At 68.4% G+C, this 15,820-nt stretch carries 12 protein-coding genes and 1 tRNA gene; 5 read left to right on the top strand and 8 right to left on the bottom strand.

Annotated elements, in window-relative coordinates:
• Positions 1-146: 146 nt before the first annotated feature.
• The 4 genes from AOK01_RS15850 to AOK01_RS15835 form a co-directional block, all read right to left on the bottom strand.
• Positions 147-1,535 carry an OFA family MFS transporter gene (locus AOK01_RS15850; protein ID WP_055512042.1) on the bottom strand — a complete coding sequence of 463 codons (1,389 nt, stop codon included), beginning with the start codon at positions 1,533-1,535 and terminating at the stop codon, positions 147-149.
• A gap of 122 nt (positions 1,536-1,657) precedes the next feature.
• Positions 1,658-3,802: an acetate--CoA ligase family protein gene (locus tag AOK01_RS15845; protein ID WP_055512176.1), complete on the bottom strand. Its 2,145-nt coding sequence runs from the start codon at positions 3,800-3,802 to the stop codon at positions 1,658-1,660.
• Between the two features lie 3 nt (positions 3,803-3,805).
• Positions 3,806-5,077: a formyl-CoA transferase gene (frc, locus tag AOK01_RS15840; RefSeq protein WP_055512040.1), complete on the bottom strand. Its 1,272-nt coding sequence runs from the start codon at positions 5,075-5,077 to the stop codon at positions 3,806-3,808.
• Between the two features lie 10 nt (positions 5,078-5,087).
• Entirely contained in the window at positions 5,088-6,773 is a 1,686-nt protein-coding gene (locus AOK01_RS15835; RefSeq protein ID WP_055512038.1) for a thiamine pyrophosphate-binding protein, read from the bottom strand.
• A 226-nt stretch (positions 6,774-6,999) separates the two neighbouring features.
• On the opposite strand from AOK01_RS15835, the gene sucC reads away from it, so the two are divergent.
• The 5 genes from sucC (at position 7,000) to AOK01_RS15810 (ending at position 12,968) form a co-directional block, all read left to right on the top strand.
• Complete coding sequence (gene sucC, locus AOK01_RS15830) at positions 7,000-8,130, top strand: ADP-forming succinate--CoA ligase subunit beta (RefSeq protein WP_055512036.1); 1,131 nt, start codon at positions 7,000-7,002, stop codon at positions 8,128-8,130.
• 11 nt (positions 8,131-8,141) lie between these two features.
• A complete protein-coding gene (gene sucD / locus AOK01_RS15825) occupies positions 8,142-9,041 on the top strand; it encodes a succinate--CoA ligase subunit alpha (RefSeq protein WP_055512035.1) in 900 nt (299 codons plus the stop codon).
• Between the two features lie 88 nt (positions 9,042-9,129).
• Positions 9,130-10,719 (top strand): aldehyde dehydrogenase family protein, encoded by a 1,590-nt coding sequence (locus tag AOK01_RS15820; RefSeq protein ID WP_055512033.1) that lies wholly within the window; start codon positions 9,130-9,132, stop codon positions 10,717-10,719.
• Positions 10,720-10,945: 226 nt separating this feature from the next.
• Positions 10,946-11,030: transfer RNA gene (locus tag AOK01_RS15815), tRNA-Leu, on the top strand.
• Positions 11,031-11,792: 762 nt separating this feature from the next.
• Positions 11,793-12,968: a DNA-binding protein gene (locus AOK01_RS15810; protein WP_245702274.1), complete on the top strand. Its 1,176-nt coding sequence runs from the start codon at positions 11,793-11,795 to the stop codon at positions 12,966-12,968.
• A gap of 86 nt (positions 12,969-13,054) precedes the next feature.
• Here AOK01_RS15810 and AOK01_RS15805 read toward each other — a convergent pair whose 3' ends face one another.
• The 4 genes from AOK01_RS15805 to pqqC form a co-directional block, all read right to left on the bottom strand.
• Positions 13,055-13,603, bottom strand: coding sequence for a manganese efflux pump MntP (locus tag AOK01_RS15805; protein WP_055512031.1), 549 nt, complete (start codon positions 13,601-13,603; stop codon positions 13,055-13,057).
• 101 nt (positions 13,604-13,704) lie between these two features.
• Entirely contained in the window at positions 13,705-14,802 is a 1,098-nt protein-coding gene (pqqE, locus tag AOK01_RS15800) for a pyrroloquinoline quinone biosynthesis protein PqqE (protein ID WP_055512028.1), read from the bottom strand.
• Positions 14,795-15,124 carry a pyrroloquinoline quinone biosynthesis peptide chaperone PqqD gene (gene pqqD, locus AOK01_RS15795; RefSeq protein WP_055512026.1) on the bottom strand — a complete coding sequence of 110 codons (330 nt, stop codon included), beginning with the start codon at positions 15,122-15,124 and terminating at the stop codon, positions 14,795-14,797. The genes pqqE and pqqD overlap by 8 nt, the downstream gene beginning before the upstream one ends.
• Positions 15,096-15,815: a pyrroloquinoline-quinone synthase PqqC gene (gene pqqC / locus AOK01_RS15790; protein WP_055512024.1), complete on the bottom strand. Its 720-nt coding sequence runs from the start codon at positions 15,813-15,815 to the stop codon at positions 15,096-15,098. The genes pqqD and pqqC overlap by 29 nt, the downstream gene beginning before the upstream one ends.
• Positions 15,816-15,820: the final 5 nt, after the last annotated feature.

Genomic DNA, 15,820 nt, shown 5'->3' with positions numbered 1-15,820 from the left:
GTTCTCAGGGACCGGAACCGGCCTCGGAAGCCGGTTGTGGGGGTTTCCAGGATGTCGGGGATGTCGGGGTGTCGGGGACGTCGGGGACGAGCGCGGCGAACAGAACAGGGGAGAACTCAGGGGAGAACTGGGGAGAGAGGCTGGTGTCAGGCCATCTCCTCGCCGATCGGGTGCGGATTGGGCACGACGCGCTTGGCGCTCGGCCGGCCAGGAGCGCGCAGGAAGAGCGCCAGGACCGCGGAACCGAGTCCGATGCTGCCCGCCAGCGCGAAGGCGCCCCCGTAGCCCCAGGCGCTCACCACGACGGCTCCCACGCCGGAGCCGACGAGGCCCGAGATGAGCTTGGAGCTGTAGACCATGCCGTAGTTGGAGGCGTTGTTGTTCTCACCGAAGTAGTCCGCGGTCATCGCCGCGAACAGCGGGAAGATCGCGCCGCCGCCGAAGCCGGAGACCATCGAGCAGATCAGGAAGAACGGCATCGAGCCCATGTTCCCGGAGAAGAACACGCCGAACTGTGAGCAGCCGAGCACGATGCAGACGATGACGAGCGTGTTGCGGCGGCCGTAGCGGTCCGAGATCCAGCCGATGACGCCACGTCCGGTGCCGTTCACGATGGCCTTGAGCGACATGGCGGTGGCCACGATGCCGCCCGCGAACCCCATCTCCTTTCCGAAGGGGACCTGCATGGCGATGCCGAAGATGTTGATGCCGGCGGTGCACAGCAGGCAGAACCACATCATCCACAGCACGGGCGTCCTCGCCGCCTCGCGCGGTGTGTACTGCTTGACCGCCGGCGGGTTCTTCGCGAGTGCCCGCACGATCCGCGGGTCGTCGGAGACCTTCAGCGGGTCGACGTGCGCGGGCCACCAGTTCTTCGGCGGGTCCTTGAAGAACCAGCCGGCGACGGCGACGACCGTGCAGCAGGTCACGCCGACGAAGACCAGCACGGTCTCGTAGTTGGACAGGTCCATGTACGAGGTGAACAGGAACACGAAGGGCACGGAGCCGTAGGCGAAACCGCCGTTGACCATGCCGGTCTTGCCGCCCTTGCGCTCCGGATACCACTTGCCGACCATGTTCACGCAGGTCGCGTAGACGAGGCCGGCGCCGATGCCGCTGAACATGCCGAAGCCGATGTACGCGACGATCACATGCGGTGCGAACGCCAGCGAGAGATAGCCCAGGAGCGTACCGAGTGCGCCGAGCATCATGGCGTACCGCGCGGGCAGTTTTCCGCTCTCGCGCAGCTGGCCGGCCGGGAAGGCCACGGCCGCCTGGAAGAAGATCCAGACACCCATCAGCCAGAAGATGTGCCCACTGTTCCAGAGGTGGGCCTCGTGCAGTGTGTCCTCGGCGGATGTGAACGCGTATTCCGAGGAGCTGATGCCCAGCATGCCCATCCAGGGGAAGAGCACCATGGTCCAGCGTGGTCGCCCCATGATGTCCCGGTCGGTTTCACCGATCCGGTACAGACGGCCGTTGCGGTCCGGCACCTCCCTGTAGGGGACCGATGTCGTGAAGTCGGTGGTTGTCATGTCGCGTAGCACCCCTTGCGTCGAAAGATCTGGCCAGCGCCCCCTGTCCAATGCCTTTCGTGTGCGCACGGGTCCCGGGCGGGCCGACGCGCACCGTCGGCCCGCCCCTTCGCCGGGTCACGTCATGAACCGCCCCCCAACAGTCCCGCCGCCCGCGCCCAGCGGTACTTCGCGCCGAGCACCGCCACCGGCTTCTCGGTCGTGTACGGGTAGGCCACGACCCCGTGCTCGAAGAGGTACTGGCAGGCCTCCTCGACCTCGACGTCACCCGCGAGCGACGCCACGACGGGCTTCTCGATCCCGCGCTCCCTGAATTCGGCCACCACGCGCGCGGTGAGCTCGGCGAAGACCATGGGAGGGGTCACGATGGTGTGCCAGTAGCCGAGGACCAGCGAGTGGATCCGCGGGTCCTCCAACCCGAGCCGGATTGTCGCCTCGTACGTCGACGGCGGCTCGCCGCCCGTGATGTCCACGGGGTTGCCGGCGGCCCCGAAGGGCGGGATGAACTCGCGGAAGGACGCGTCCAGGTCCGGCGGGATCTCCATCAGGGAGAGGCCGTTGTCGGTCACCGCGTCGGACAGCAGTACGCCACTGCCGCCGGCGCCGGTGATGATCACGATGTTGTCGCCCCGGGGCGTCGGAAGCACCGGCAACGCGCGCGCGTACTCCAGCATTTCGTTCAGGCCGGGTGCCCTGATGACACCGGCCTGCTTCAGGATGTCCTCGTACACGGCGTCGTCGCCCGCGAGAGCGCCCGTGTGCGAGCCCGCGGCCCTCGCCCCGGCCGCCGTACGGCCCGCCTTCAGGACGACCACCGGCTTCTTGGGGACGGTCGCCCGCGCGGCTTCCACGAAGGCACGCCCGTCCTTGAGGTCCTCCAGGTGCATGGCGATGCACTTGGTGTGGGGATCCTCGCCGAACCAGGTCAGCAGGTCGTCCTCGTCCAGGTCCGACTTGTTGCCGAGGCCCACGATCGCGGAAACACCTGTCTTCGTAGTGCGCGCGAAACCCAGGATGGCCATCCCTATGCCACCGGACTGCGAGGTGAGCGCGACGCCGCCCTTCACGTCGTACGGCGTGCAGAACGTGGCACACAGGTTCTGCCACGTCGAGTAGTAGCCGTAGATGTTCGGCCCGAGCAGCCGGACGCCGTACCGCTCGCCGATGGCCACGATCTCGTCCTGGAGTTCGTGCTCGCCGGTCTCCGCGAACCCGGAAGGGATCAGTACGGCGTTGGGGATTCCCTTGCGTCCCACCTCCTCCAGGGCCGAGGCCACGAACTTGGCCGGGATGGCGAAGACCGCCACATCCACCTCACCGGGAACGTCGGTGACACTCTTGTACGCCTTGCGGCCGAGAATGTCATCGGCCTTGGGGTTCACCGGATGGATCTCTCCGGAGAAGCCGCCGTCGATGAGGTTGCGCATGACCGAGTTGCCGATCTTGCCCTGCTCGTTGGAGGCGCCGATCACGGCCACCGACGAAGGCTCCATCAGCCGGCGCATCGAGGTCAGGATCTCGTCGCGGGTGTACGTGCGGCGGGGCTTGGCGACCGACTCGGCGAGGATGACCCGGATGTCCGCGGCCATCGCGCCCTCCGGGGTGGCGATCACCGGGTTCAGGTCCACCTCGGCGATCTCCGGGAAGTCCGAGACCAGTTCGGAGACCCGGCGGATCTGCTCGGCGATCGCCCACCGGTCCACCGCCGGAGCGCCCCGCACCCCGCGCAGGATCTCCGCGGCCCGGATCGAGTCCAGCATCGACAGCGCCTCGTCGGGATCGACGGGCGCCAGCCGGAACGTGACGTCCTTGAGGACCTCGACCAGCACACCGCCGAGCCCGAAGGCCACGACCTTCCCGAACGTCGGATCGGTCACCGCGCCGACGATCACTTCCTGCCCCTGGGGGAGCAGTTCCTGCACCTGTACGCCGTCGATGCGGGCCGCGGAGTCGTACGCCCGGGCGTTCTCGATGATCTTGTGGAAGGCCGTGCGTACGTCCGCCGCGCCCGCCACGCCGACGATCACGCCGCCCGCGTCGGTCTTGTGGAGGATGTCCGGAGAGACGATCTTCATCACGACGGGGCCGCCGAAACGAGCCGCGTACGCGACCGCCTCGTCGACGTCGGTCGCCAGTGCCTCACCGGGGACGGCGATCGCGTACGCGTCGGCGACCACCTTGCCCTCGGGCGCGGTCAGCGCCGTCCGCCCCTCGGCCCGCACGGAGTCGAGGAGTGTACGGACCCTCAGCACCCGGTCTTCGGCCATCAATCAGATCACTCCGTTCGACTTGAGCAGGCGCAGCTCCTCGTCGCCGAGACCGAGCTCGCCGACGTACACCTCTTCGTTGTGTTCGCCGAGCAGCGGCGAACTGGTCACGTCCACGGGGGAGTCGGAGAGCTTCAGCGGGCTGCCCACGGTCACGAAGTCGCCCCGCTCGGGGTGCGGCACCGTCACGACCATCTCGTTGGCGACCAGCGACTCGTCCTCGATGATCTCCTTGGTGGAGAGGATCGGGCCGCACGGGATGTTGTGGGCGTTGAGCTTCTCCAGCACCTGCCACTTGGGGAGCGTGGCCGACCACTCCTCGATCAGCTGGAACATCTTGGTGAGCTGCGGCAGGCGCGCCTCCGGCGTCGCCCACTCGGGGTCGGCCGCCAGCTCGGGCCTGCCGATCAGCTCGGTGAGCGGCTGCCAGCCGACGGGCTGGACGATGACGTACACGTAGTCGTTGGGGCCGCCCGGCGCGCACTTGACGGCCCAGCCGGGCTGGCCGCCCCCGGACGCGTTTCCGGACCTGGGAACTTCCGTGCCGAAGTCGTCGTTGGGATATTCAGCCAGCGGCCCATGCCCGAGGCGCTGCTGGTCCCGCAGTTTCACCCGGCACAGATTCAGCACCGCGTGCTGCATCGCCACGTTCACGCGCTGCCCGCGCCCCGTGTTCTCCCGCTGGAACAGGGCGGCGAGGATCGCGGCCACCGCGTGGATGCCCGTGCCCGAGTCACCGATCTGGGCCCCCGTCGCCAGCGGCGGTCCGTCCTCGAAGCCGGTGGTCGACATCGACCCGCCCATGGCCTGAGCGACGACCTCGTACGCCTTGAATTTGGTGTACGGGCCGTCCCCGAACCCCTTGATGGAGGCATAGACGATCCGCGGATTGATCTCCTGGATGCGGTCCCAGGTGAAACCCATGCGGTCGACCGCGCCCGGTCCGAAGTTCTCGACCATGACGTCGGAGCGCCGGATCAGCTCGGTGAGGATCTCCTTGCCGCGCTCGGTCTTGGTGTTGAGGGTGATGCTCCGCTTGTTGCAGTTGAGCATCGTGAAGTAGAGGGAGTCGACGTCCGGGAGGTCGCGCAGCTGCTTGCGCGTGATGTCTCCGGTCGGCGCCTCCAGTTTGACGACGTCCGCGCCGAGCCAGGCGAGCAGCTGGGTGGCGGAGGGACCGGACTGGACGTGCGTCATGTCGAGGACGCGGACGCCTTCGAGGGCTTTGGTCGCGGTGGCGGGCGTCGATGCCGTGGCGGTCGTCACTGCTGTCATCGGGGACACCTCACTTGTACATCGTCTGGTTCATGGTTCCGGGGGCGTACGCGTCCGGGTCGACCCAGACGTTGATGAGCGACGGCTTGCCCGACTCACGGGCGCGCTGGAGCGCCGGGCCGATGTCGGCGGGGTCGCGGACCTCCTCGCCGTAACCGCCCAGCATCTGCGCGAACTTGTCGTAGTGGACGTCGCCGAGGGTGTTGCCGACCCGCTCGCGCTCCGGGCCGTACTTGGCGGCCTGGCCGTAGCGGATCTGGTTCATGGAGGAGTTGTTGCCGACGATGCCGACGAAGGGGAGGTCGTAACGGACGAGGGTCTCGAAGTCCCAGCCGGTCAGTGAGAAGGCGCCGTCCCCGAAGAGGGCGACGACCTCCTTGTCGGGCCGTGCCTTCTTGGCGGCGAGCACGAAGGGGACGCCGACGCCGAGCGTGCCGAGCGGTCCCGGGTCCATCCAGTGCCCGGGTGACTTGGGCTGCACCACCTGCCCGGAGAAGGTGACGATGTCGCCGCCGTCGCCGATGTAGATGGAGTCCTCGGTCAGGAAGTCGTTGATCTCGCTGACCAGCCGGTACGGGTGGATCGGTGAGGCGTCCGACTTCAGGCTCGGCAGCCGCTTCTCGATGGCGGTCTGCTCGGCGGCGCGCAGTTCGTCGAGCCACTCCTTGCGCTTCGACGCACCCCCGTTGAGGCGTCCGGAGGCGGCCTCGGTGACCGACTTCAGGACGAGCCCCGCGTCTCCGACGATGCCGAGGTCGATGTCCCGGTTCTTGCCGACGGTCCGGTAGTCGAGGTCGATCTGCACCACGGTCGCGTCGGGCGACAACCGCTTGCCGTAGCCCATGCGGAAGTCGAAGGGGGTACCGACGATGACGATGACGTCGGCGTTGGAGAAGGCGTACCGGCGCGAGAGCTGGAAGTGGTGCGGGTCCCCGGGCGGCAGCGTGCCGCGGCCGGCGCCGTTCATGTAGGCGGGGATGTTGAGGGTGCGTACGAGGTCGATGGCGGACTCGGTGCCGCGGGTCGTCCACACCTGGCTGCCCAGCAGGATCGCCGGCTTCTCGGCGTGCACGAGCAGGTCGGCGAGCTTCTCGACGGCCTCGGGGTCACCGGCGGAGCGGGTGGAGGCCCGGTAGTGGCCGGCGGCGGGGATCCGTGCCTTGTCCACCGGCACCTTGGCGTCAAGGACATCGCGCGGAATTTCCAGGAAGGACGGTCCCGGCGCCCCGTGGTAGCACTCGCGGAACGCCATGGACACCATGTCGGCGGCCCGTGCGGTGTCCGGCACGGTCGCGGCGAACTTGGTGATCGGCGTCATCATGTCGACGTGCGGCAGGTCCTGAAGGGACCCCATCTTGTGCTGCGAGTGGGCTCCCTGGCCGCCGATGAGCAGCATCGGGGACTCCGCGCGGAAGGCGTTGGCGACACCCGTCACGGCGTCGGTCGTGCCGGGACCCGCGGTGACGACGGCGCAGCCGGGCTTGCCGGTGATGCGCGCGTATCCGTCGGCGGCGTGGGCGGCGACCTGCTCGTGGCGTACGTCGACCACCTCTATGCCTTCGTCGACGCAGCCGTCGTAGATGTCGATGATGTGGCCGCCGCAGAGCGTGTAGATGACCTCCACACCCTCCGCTTTGAGTGCCTTGGCGACCAGGTGCCCACCGGAGATGAGGTTCTGGCTGTTGTCGTCGGGCATGGCGAAGTCCTGTCCCTTCGTAGGGGATTGGGCGCGCGGAAGTGCAGCTCATACGTGGTGCGCGCACTGTTCGTGGATGCCGTCGCGGTACATTGCATACAGTCGACGAATACTGTATGAAGCTTGTTATCCCGCATCCGGTGGGTGGTGTCCAGGGGGCGTGCGGCACTTTTCAGAGAGATCAAAGGGATCCGCAGAGGGACCCAAGGGATCAGAGGGAGCCCAGATGGACCTGTTCGAGTACCAGGCAAGGGAACTCTTCGAAGAACACGGCATTCCGGTGCCGAGGGCGGAGATCACCGACTCGTCCAAGGAGGCACGCGAGATCGCCCGCGGGCTCGGCGGCCGCGTCGTCGTCAAGGCGCAGGTCAAGACCGGCGGCCGGGGCAAGGCGGGCGGCGTGAAACTCGCCGCCGACCCGGCCGCCACCGAACTGACCGCACGTCAGATCCTCGGCATGGACATCAAGGGCCACACGGTCCGCAAGGTGATGCTGGCCCAACCGGTCGACATCGACAGCGAGTTCTACGTCAGCTACGTACTCGACCGCGCGGCCGGCCGGTTCCTCGCGATCGCCTCGGCCCAGGGCGGCATGGACATCGAGGAGGTCGCCGCCACCCGGCCGGACGCGGTGGCGCGTATCCACATCGACCCGGCCGTGGGCGTCACCTCGGCGAAGGCCACCGAGATCGCCGAGGCCGCAGGCCTGCCCCCGCAGACCGTCGACACCCTGGTCAGGCTCTGGGGCGTACTCGTCCGCGAGGACGCCGTCCTCGTCGAGGTCAACCCCCTCGTCCGTACGGCCCAGGGACAGATCCTCGCCCTCGACGGCAAGGTCACCCTCGACGACAACGCCCGCTTTCGGCAGGCACGGTGGGGCGACCAGGAGGTGGCGCACGACGACCCGCTGGAGGCGGCCGCCGCGGCCAAGGGTCTCAACTACGTGAAGCTGGACGGCGAGGTCGGCATCATCGGCAACGGCGCGGGCCTCGTCATGTCGACCCTCGACGTGGTCGCCGGCTGCGGCGCCCGCCCCGCCAACTTCCTCGACATCGGCGGTGGCGCCTCAGCCCAGATCATGGCCGACGGGCTCTCCGTCATCCTCTCCGACCCGGCCGTCAAGTCGGTCTTCGTCAACGTCTTCGGCGGCATCACCGCCTGCGACGCGGTCGCCGACGGCATCGTACGGGCCCTGGACACCGTCCAGTTGACCAAACCGCTGGTGGTCCGCCTCGACGGCAACAACGCCGTACGCGGCCGCACGATCCTCGACGACCGCGCACACCCCCTGGTCCAGCAGGCCACCACCATGGACGGCGCCGCGCGCCGCGCCGCACAACTCGCCAACGCAGGCTGAAGGAGCGGGACATGGCCATCTACCTCACCAAAGAGAGCAAGGTCCTCGTCCAGGGCATGACCGGCGGCGAGGGCATGAAGCACACCCGGCGCATGCTCGCCGCGGGCACCGACGTCGTCGGCGGCGTCAACCCGCGCAAGGCGGGCCGCAGCGTCGACTTCGACGACCGTGCCGTTCCCGTCTTCGGCTCGGTACGCGAAGGCGTCGAGGCGACCGGCGCCGACGTCAGCGTCGTCTTCGTCCCGCCCGCCTTCGCCAAGGCGGCAGTCGTGGAGGCCGCCGACGCCGGCATCGGTCTGGCCGTCGTCATCACGGAGGGCATCCCGGTCCACGACTCGGTCGCCTTCACCACGTACGCGCGGGCGAAGGGCACCCGGATCGTCGGCCCCAACTGCCCCGGACTGATCACCCCGGGCCAGTCCAACGCGGGCATCATCCCCGCCGACATCACCAAGTCCGGCCGCGTAGGACTGGTCTCCAAGTCCGGCACACTCACCTACCAGCTCATGTACGAGCTGCGGGACATCGGCTTCTCGACCTGCGTCGGCATCGGCGGCGACCCCGTCGTGGGCACCACCCACATCGACTGCCTGGCCGCCTTCGAGGACGACCCCGACACCGAACTCATCGTCCTCATCGGGGAGATCGGCGGCGATGCGGAGGAACGCGCGGCCGCGTACGTCCGCGACCACGTCACCAAACCCGTCATCGGTTACATCGCCGGCTTCACCGCCCCCGAGGGCAAGACGATGGGCCACGCGGGCGCCATCGTGTCCGGCTCGTCCGGCACGGCCCGGGCGAAAAAGGAAGCCCTGGAAGCGGCCGGCGTCCAGGTGGGCGACACCCCGACCGAGACGGCCCGACTGGTACTGGCCAGGCTCGAAGCGGCACGTGATGTCACTCATGGTTGACGCCTGGCTACTTGCGGGTGCCGCCGAGTCCTGCTGACGTCCCGTACGACGACCGCCCCCGACTGTGCACCGAGAGCGGAGCAACCGAATGGCACCGACACCAACACCGACATCCACTCCCACCCCCACTCCCATCTTCACCCCCACCCTCACCCTCAAGTCCCACACCTCGTGGGCCGACGCCTGGCAGCGCTGTCTGGCCGTGGCGCCCGAGGCCTTCCGGGACGACCGTGTCCTCAATCTCTGGGGCGCCGCCTGGCAGGCGGATGGCCGGGCACTGCCCGCCACCAGCCCCGTCGACGGGAGCCCCATCGCCGGGCCGCCGCGACTGGACGGCGCCACGGCCCAGCAGGCCGTCCGCGCCTGCCTCGACCACCACCGTGCCTGGCGGCACGTACCCCTCGAAGAACGCCGGGCCCGTGTCGCGGCCACCCTCGACGCCCTCACCCAGCACCGCGAACTGCTCGCCCTCCTCCTCGTCTGGGAGATCGGCAAGCCCTGGCGCCTCGCGCAGGCCGACGTCGACCGTGCCATCGACGGCGTGCGCTGGTACGTCGACGGAATCGAACCCATGGTCGCGGACCGGACCCCGCTGGACGGTCCCGTGTCCAACATCGCGAGCTGGAACTACCCGATGAGCGTGCTCGTTCACGCAATGCTGGTACAGGCATTGGCAGGCAACGCGGTCATCGCCAAGACCCCGACCGACGGCGGCGTCGCGTGCCTCACCCTGGCCTGCGCACTCGCCGCCCGCGAGGGAATACCCGTCACCCTCGTCAGCGGCAGCGGAGGCGAGCTGTCAGAGGCGCTCGTGCGCGCGCCCGAGATCGGCTGCGTCTCCTTCGTCGGCGGCCGTGACACGGGCGCCGCGGTGGCCACGGCCGTCGCCGACCTCGGCAAGCGGCACGTACTGGAACAGGAGGGCCTGAACACCTGGGGCATCTGGAACTACACAAACTGGGACGCGCTGACGACCGTCATCCCGAAGCTCTTCGACTACGGCAAGCAGCGCTGCACGGCATACCCGCGCTTCGTCGTCCAGCGTGAACTGTTCGACGAGTTCCTGACGGCGTACCTCCCCGCGGTCGACACCCTCCGCGTCGGCCACCCCCTGGCCGTCGAGCAGCCGGGCGATCCGTACCCACGGCTGGACTTCGGACCGGTGATCAACGCGGCCAAGGCGAAGGAGCTGCACGACCAGGTCGCCGAGGCGATCGACCGGGGCGCCGTCCCCCTGCACCGCGGCAAGCTCGCCGACGCCCGCTTCCTGCCGGGCCAGGACACCTCGGCGTACGTCCAGCCGGTCACGATCCTCAACCCGCCCCCGTCCTCCCCGCTCCACCACGCGGAACCCTTCGGCCCGGTCGACACCATCGTCCTGGTCGACACGGAGGCGGAACTGCTCGCTGCCATGAACGCGTCGAACGGCGCGCTGGTCGCGACCCTGTCCACGGACGACGAGGCCACGTACAGCCGCCTGGCCCCGCAGATCCGCGCCTTCAAGGTCGGCCACGGAAAGCCCCGCTCACGCGGCGACCGCGACGAACTGTTCGGCGGCTTCGGCGCGTCCTGGCGCGGCGCGTTCGTGGGCGGCGAACTGCTGGTGCGCGCGGTCACGCACGGGCCGGCGGGGGAGCGGCTGCCGGGGAACTTCCCGGAGTACCACTTGATGCCGTGACGTGATGCCGTGACGTGATGCCGTACGGCGAGGCGGGCGACGCCGCGTGATCGGCGCCGCTCGTCTCGTGATCGTACGGTCACTCATGGTGAGTTCTGGTCGTGCTCTCCTCGCCCCGCCAGGCACGCGTCGGGGCGAGGAAACGCAGGTGAAAGCCACTCCGAAAGCTTGGTATTGTTGTCCATGTCGCCGCGGGGAGCACCTCCGTCCAGGCGGCAGACACCTGGTCCGGGTGGCGGAATGGCAGACGCGCTAGCTTGAGGTGCTAGTGCCCTTTATCGGGCGTGGGGGTTCAAGTCCCCCCTCGGACACTTTTTGACAATGCCTGCTCAGCGCGCTGAGCAGGCATTTTGCATGAGGTGCCGATCGCGTGGCCACAGCGGATGCAGCCGAGGTTCCGCCAGTGCCCGCAGCGTCCGCAGCGTTCGCAACGCCGTGGAGCGCGCCCGGCCGCGGACCGTTGACCCTGTTCACCTGTCGACCGTATTCTGACTACACAACACACACCGCACCGCAACTACCCATGGGGCAGGGCCAGTTTGCGCACTTGACTGGCTATCACCCGGCCTGGGTGACCCTGGCGTGAAACACGTTCGAGGGTGCCGTGAGTGGGATCGGTCATTTTTCGACCGGTCGAACGTGCTGCTCGCCTACCGGGTCCTCGGGACCTGACCGAGATGTCTTTCGGCTGTAGAGACGGACAGGGTGGTGGTGATGTTGTTGAGCTCAATCACAGTGCGTGACGGCATGTCCCGTTTGCTGTTGGCTGTGACCAGCGGTCCGGCCACTGGCGTGTACCGGGCGCAGGCGACGCGGCGTTGGTTATGGATGGACCAAGGGCGGTTCTCCTCGTGAAAGATCTGCGTCGGCCCGAGCCCACGTCCGTAACCGTCGGCAGAGGCACGGTGCTGGCCGCATGGGAAAGGTTCATGCAGGGCGAGGACGATGTCCGCGGTGTCCGGCCCGAGGTGGCGATCTCCTGGCATCGCTGCCGGGAGCAGTACCGGGTCGACCCACATCTCACGGAAGCTCCCTCAGCTCTCGGGAGCGTCGACCATACGCTTGAGCATGACGTGATCTTCACTGAACTGGGTGGTCTCGCCGCGTCCGTGGCGCACGAGGTGGACGGGCTCAACGGCATCGTCACCGTCGCCGACGCCGCCGGCCGGATCCTGGCCTCCTGGGGTGACCGTGCCACTCTCGTCAGAGCCTCCGACGCCAATCTGGCGCCTTGGGGCTGCTGGAGCGAGTGCGCAGTCGGCACGAACGGGATGGGCACGGCTCTTGAGGCGCGCGGCCCGGTACTGATCAGGGGTGCGGAGCACTGGTGCAGGGCCTTCCACGACTGGGTCTGTGCCGGCGTGGCGGTGCGCCACGTGGTGACCGGCGAGCCGATCGCGGTGATGAACATCTCCTGCTGGCGCACCCAACTTCCGGAGGCCGCAACCCGGTGGCTGAGTAACGCGGCCACCACGGCGCAGGGGACGCTGAACCGGCGCGCTCGTGACAGCGGCGCAGAGTTGGCCGCCGCATTCACCCAGGCCAAGGCCCTCTCCGGCACCGGAGTAGCCGCGGTGGACACGGCGGGCAAGGTGGTGATCGCTGACGAGCCGGCGAGCCTTCTGATGGGCGTTCGCCCCTACGTCTCGGCAGTCGACCCGGACCAGCGATGGGACTCCGGGCTGCCTGACCTCACCCGCATCGTGCGTTACGCCAGTAAGACGGCCGCCCACACCCCGGACTGGGTCGGTTCGACACAGATCTACGCCCACCTCCGCGACGAACCGACGCCGATCACGATCCGGCCCGTGTTCCTCCGCGGTGGCCTCGTCGGGCACCTGATCTGGCTCGGCGGCGCCTCCGAGGGGGCACAAACCCTCCCAGCGACGGGGCCCGGCCATCCGTGGATGAAGCCGCGCCGGCTGGTAGCGGTGCGCGAGGACCGGACGGTGCTGCTACGGCTGCCGGAGGTGTGCTTCGCCGAGTCGGACGGCAACAACGTGTGGCTCTTCACCGACCAGGGGCGGTTTCGTTCCGCCTCCCAGGGCTTGGACAAGCTTGACGAGGAGCTGACCGATGCCGGCTTCCTGCGGGTCCACCGCCGGTACGTGGTCAACCTCAGCCGGGTCCGGGAGATCGAGCGCGGGTTCAAGGGGGAACTGTTCCTGGTGATGGACAACCGGAAAGACGACATGGTGCCGGTCTCACGGCGGCATGCGTCAGCCGTGCGTCGGGCACTGGGCCTGTGAATCGGGGCTGGACCGCCCGGGGCCGTGTCCACAGGTGACATCGAGGCGCTCTTCCGCCAAGTGCTGTGGGGCGCGGCGCCGTCGCGTCAGTTGGGCAAGAGGGGCAGGGTGACGGCCGCGAGCATGAGCGCGACACCGCTGAGCAGGTCGGAGCGGATACGTATGAGGTGTGCGGCGAACCTCCCCATGTGCAGCCCGATCAACGTCATCACCGCGGTAGCGGCACCGAACACGATGGCCGTGACCCAGGGGGCGAATCCGAGCAGTCCGAGACTCGCGCCGCCGACCAGGTTGTCCAGGCTCAAGGAGAGCGGGATGCCGAAGAGCGTCACCCACGGGTTGTCGATCTCGTCGGGGGACTCCGGGTTCCGCAAGGCCTGGATGAGCAGGTACAGGCCGTAACCGCCCAGCGCGATCGAGGCCGCAATGGTGGAGATCGGGCCGATCGCCTGGCCGGCATAACGACCGAGCAGCAGGCCCATCAGCGGCATCACCCCGTCCCACACGCCGAATATCAGAGCGACTTGGAATGCACGGCGGAGGCTGAACGGAACCGTGCCGAGCACGATCGCGACCCGGAAATTGTCCAAGCCGAGGACGAAGCCGGCGCCGAGGAGCAACCAGATCGAGTGCATGTGTCAGGGCCTCCTGCGTCTGGACCCGCTGTGGTCGGTAGCCGGCGCGGTGGGTTGCAACGATGGCGGTCGTGGAGCCACTGGCACCGGGAACCGCCGTACTACCGCCGGCCCGGGCGGCCGCGGTGCGGCCGGGGGACGAGAACGCCGTCGCCGAGCCTGTTCTCCTCGTTGGCGGCCCGCACCCTCTCGGCCACGATCCCGTGGTCGGGAGAGAGGTGGCAGACCGGATCGGTGCGCGACGCGTCGCCGGTGAGCTGGAAGGCCTGGCAGCGGCATCCGCCGAAGTCGATCTCGCGGCGCTCGCAGCTTCGGCACGGCTCCGGCATCCAGTCCGTACCGCGGAAACTCTGGAACAGCGGAGATCGGGCCCATATCCGTGCCAGGGAGTCCTCGTGCACGCTCGCGCGCGGCAAAGGCAGCGCGTGCGCGGCCGGGCAGGGCAGGACGTCGCCGTTCGGGGTGACAGTCAGCTGCCGCTTCCCCCACCCGCCCATGCAGGGCTTGGGGTACTGGCTGTAATAGTCGGGAAGGACATAGACGATGTCCATCCGTCCCTTGAGCCGCTTCCGCGCGGCACGCACCACTGCTTCCGCTCGATCGAGCTGCGCCCTGCTGGGCAACAGCGCATCACGGTTACGCCACGCCCAGCCGTAGTACTGGGTGTTGGCCAATTCGAGGTGGTCGGCCGCCAGTTCCTCGGCCAGATCCAGCACGGCGGCGACCCGGTCCATGTTCCGGCGATGCAGAACCACGTTCAAGGTGAGGGGCCAACCCAGCTCCTTCACCAGGCGAGCCGCCTCGATCTTGCCCGCGTAGGACGGAGTACCGGCGATCCCGTCGGACAGGGTCGCCTCGTCGGCCTGGATGCTGATCTGCACGTGATCGAGACCGGCCGCTCTGAGCTGCTCCGCGCGGCGCCGGGACAGGCCGACGGCACTGGTGATGAGGTTGGTGTACAGGCCCAGGTACCGCGCGCTGGTCACCAGGTCGACCAGGTCACGACGGAGCAGCGGCTCTCCGCCCGACAGGTGGAGTTGCAGCACGCCCAGCTCCTGGGCCTCGATCAGCACGCGCTGCCACTGCGCCGTGGTCAGTTCGTCGTGGTAGTCGCCGAGGTTGACCGGGTTGGAGCAGTACGCACACGACAACGGGCAGCGGTAGGTGAGTTCGGCCAATAAACCGAAGGGGCTATCCATCGCTCATCTCCAGGCACCGCTTGGTGGCCAGCCGGTCGAGGAAGCGCCGCACCTCGTCGTCGACCACCCCGTCATACCGGTCCTGGAGTGTCGCCACGATCTCCGCCACCGTGTGGCGACCGTCGCACAGGCTGAGGATGTCCGCGCCCGTCGGGTTGAGGACCATGACCGACTCCGGCCCCAGCAGGACATGTTGTTCCCGCGCCGCGTCGAACCGCAGGCGAACGTGGGACGTCAGTTTCGGACGGCTCGACGACGTCGTTGCGGTACGGCGTCGGTCGGCCGCGCGCCGGTCACTCCGGGTAGGTTTCACCGATGGCATCCAGCATCCTCCAGAGCAGATCGCACTTGAACGTCAGCGCTGCCACGGCGCGCTGCTGTGCCTCAGCCGATCGACAGTGCGCGGTCACGACCTCCAGAGCGTGTTCGGCGTCGCGGGGCGCCTGCTCCAGCCGAGTTCGGAAGTAGGCCAGGCCGTCCCGGTCGATCCAGGGGTAGAAGCGCTCCAACGCGACGATGCGCTGGGCCATCAGGTCCGGGGCGAAGAGTTCGGTCAACGAGGACGCCACCGCCTCGGGCCAGGGCCGGGTGCGGGCGAAGGTGACGTAGTCGTCGACGGCGGCCCTGACCCCGGGGGCGACATGGCGTTCGTCCTGCACTTCTTCGCGGGTCAGCCCCACCGCGTCACCCAGACGCAGCCATGCTTCGATCCCGCCCTCGCCGCTTCGGGTGCCGTCGTGGTCGTGGATACGACGGATCCACCGACGGCGCACGTCGATGTCGGGGCAGTTGGCGAGGATCGCGGCATCCTTGCGGGGGATGTTCACCTGGTAGTAATAGCGGTTCGCCACCCAGCCCTGGATCTGGTGCCGGCTCAGCCGACCCTCGTTCATCCTGAGGTGGAAGGGGTGCTGATGGTGGTAACGGCGCGACTGGGCGCGCAGCGCCTCCACCAGATCAAGCGCCTCCACCAGATCGTGGGTCACTTCTGTTTCGACCTCGGTTGACGTCATCGCAG

It is taken from the genome of Streptomyces aurantiacus, from assembly GCF_001418335.1.
In the GTDB taxonomy this organism is placed as follows: Bacteria; Actinomycetota; Actinomycetes; order Streptomycetales; family Streptomycetaceae; genus Streptomyces; species Streptomyces aurantiacus.
Note: the sequence above shows the minus strand (reverse complement) of the source record. Positions and strands in the feature narration are given on the sequence as shown.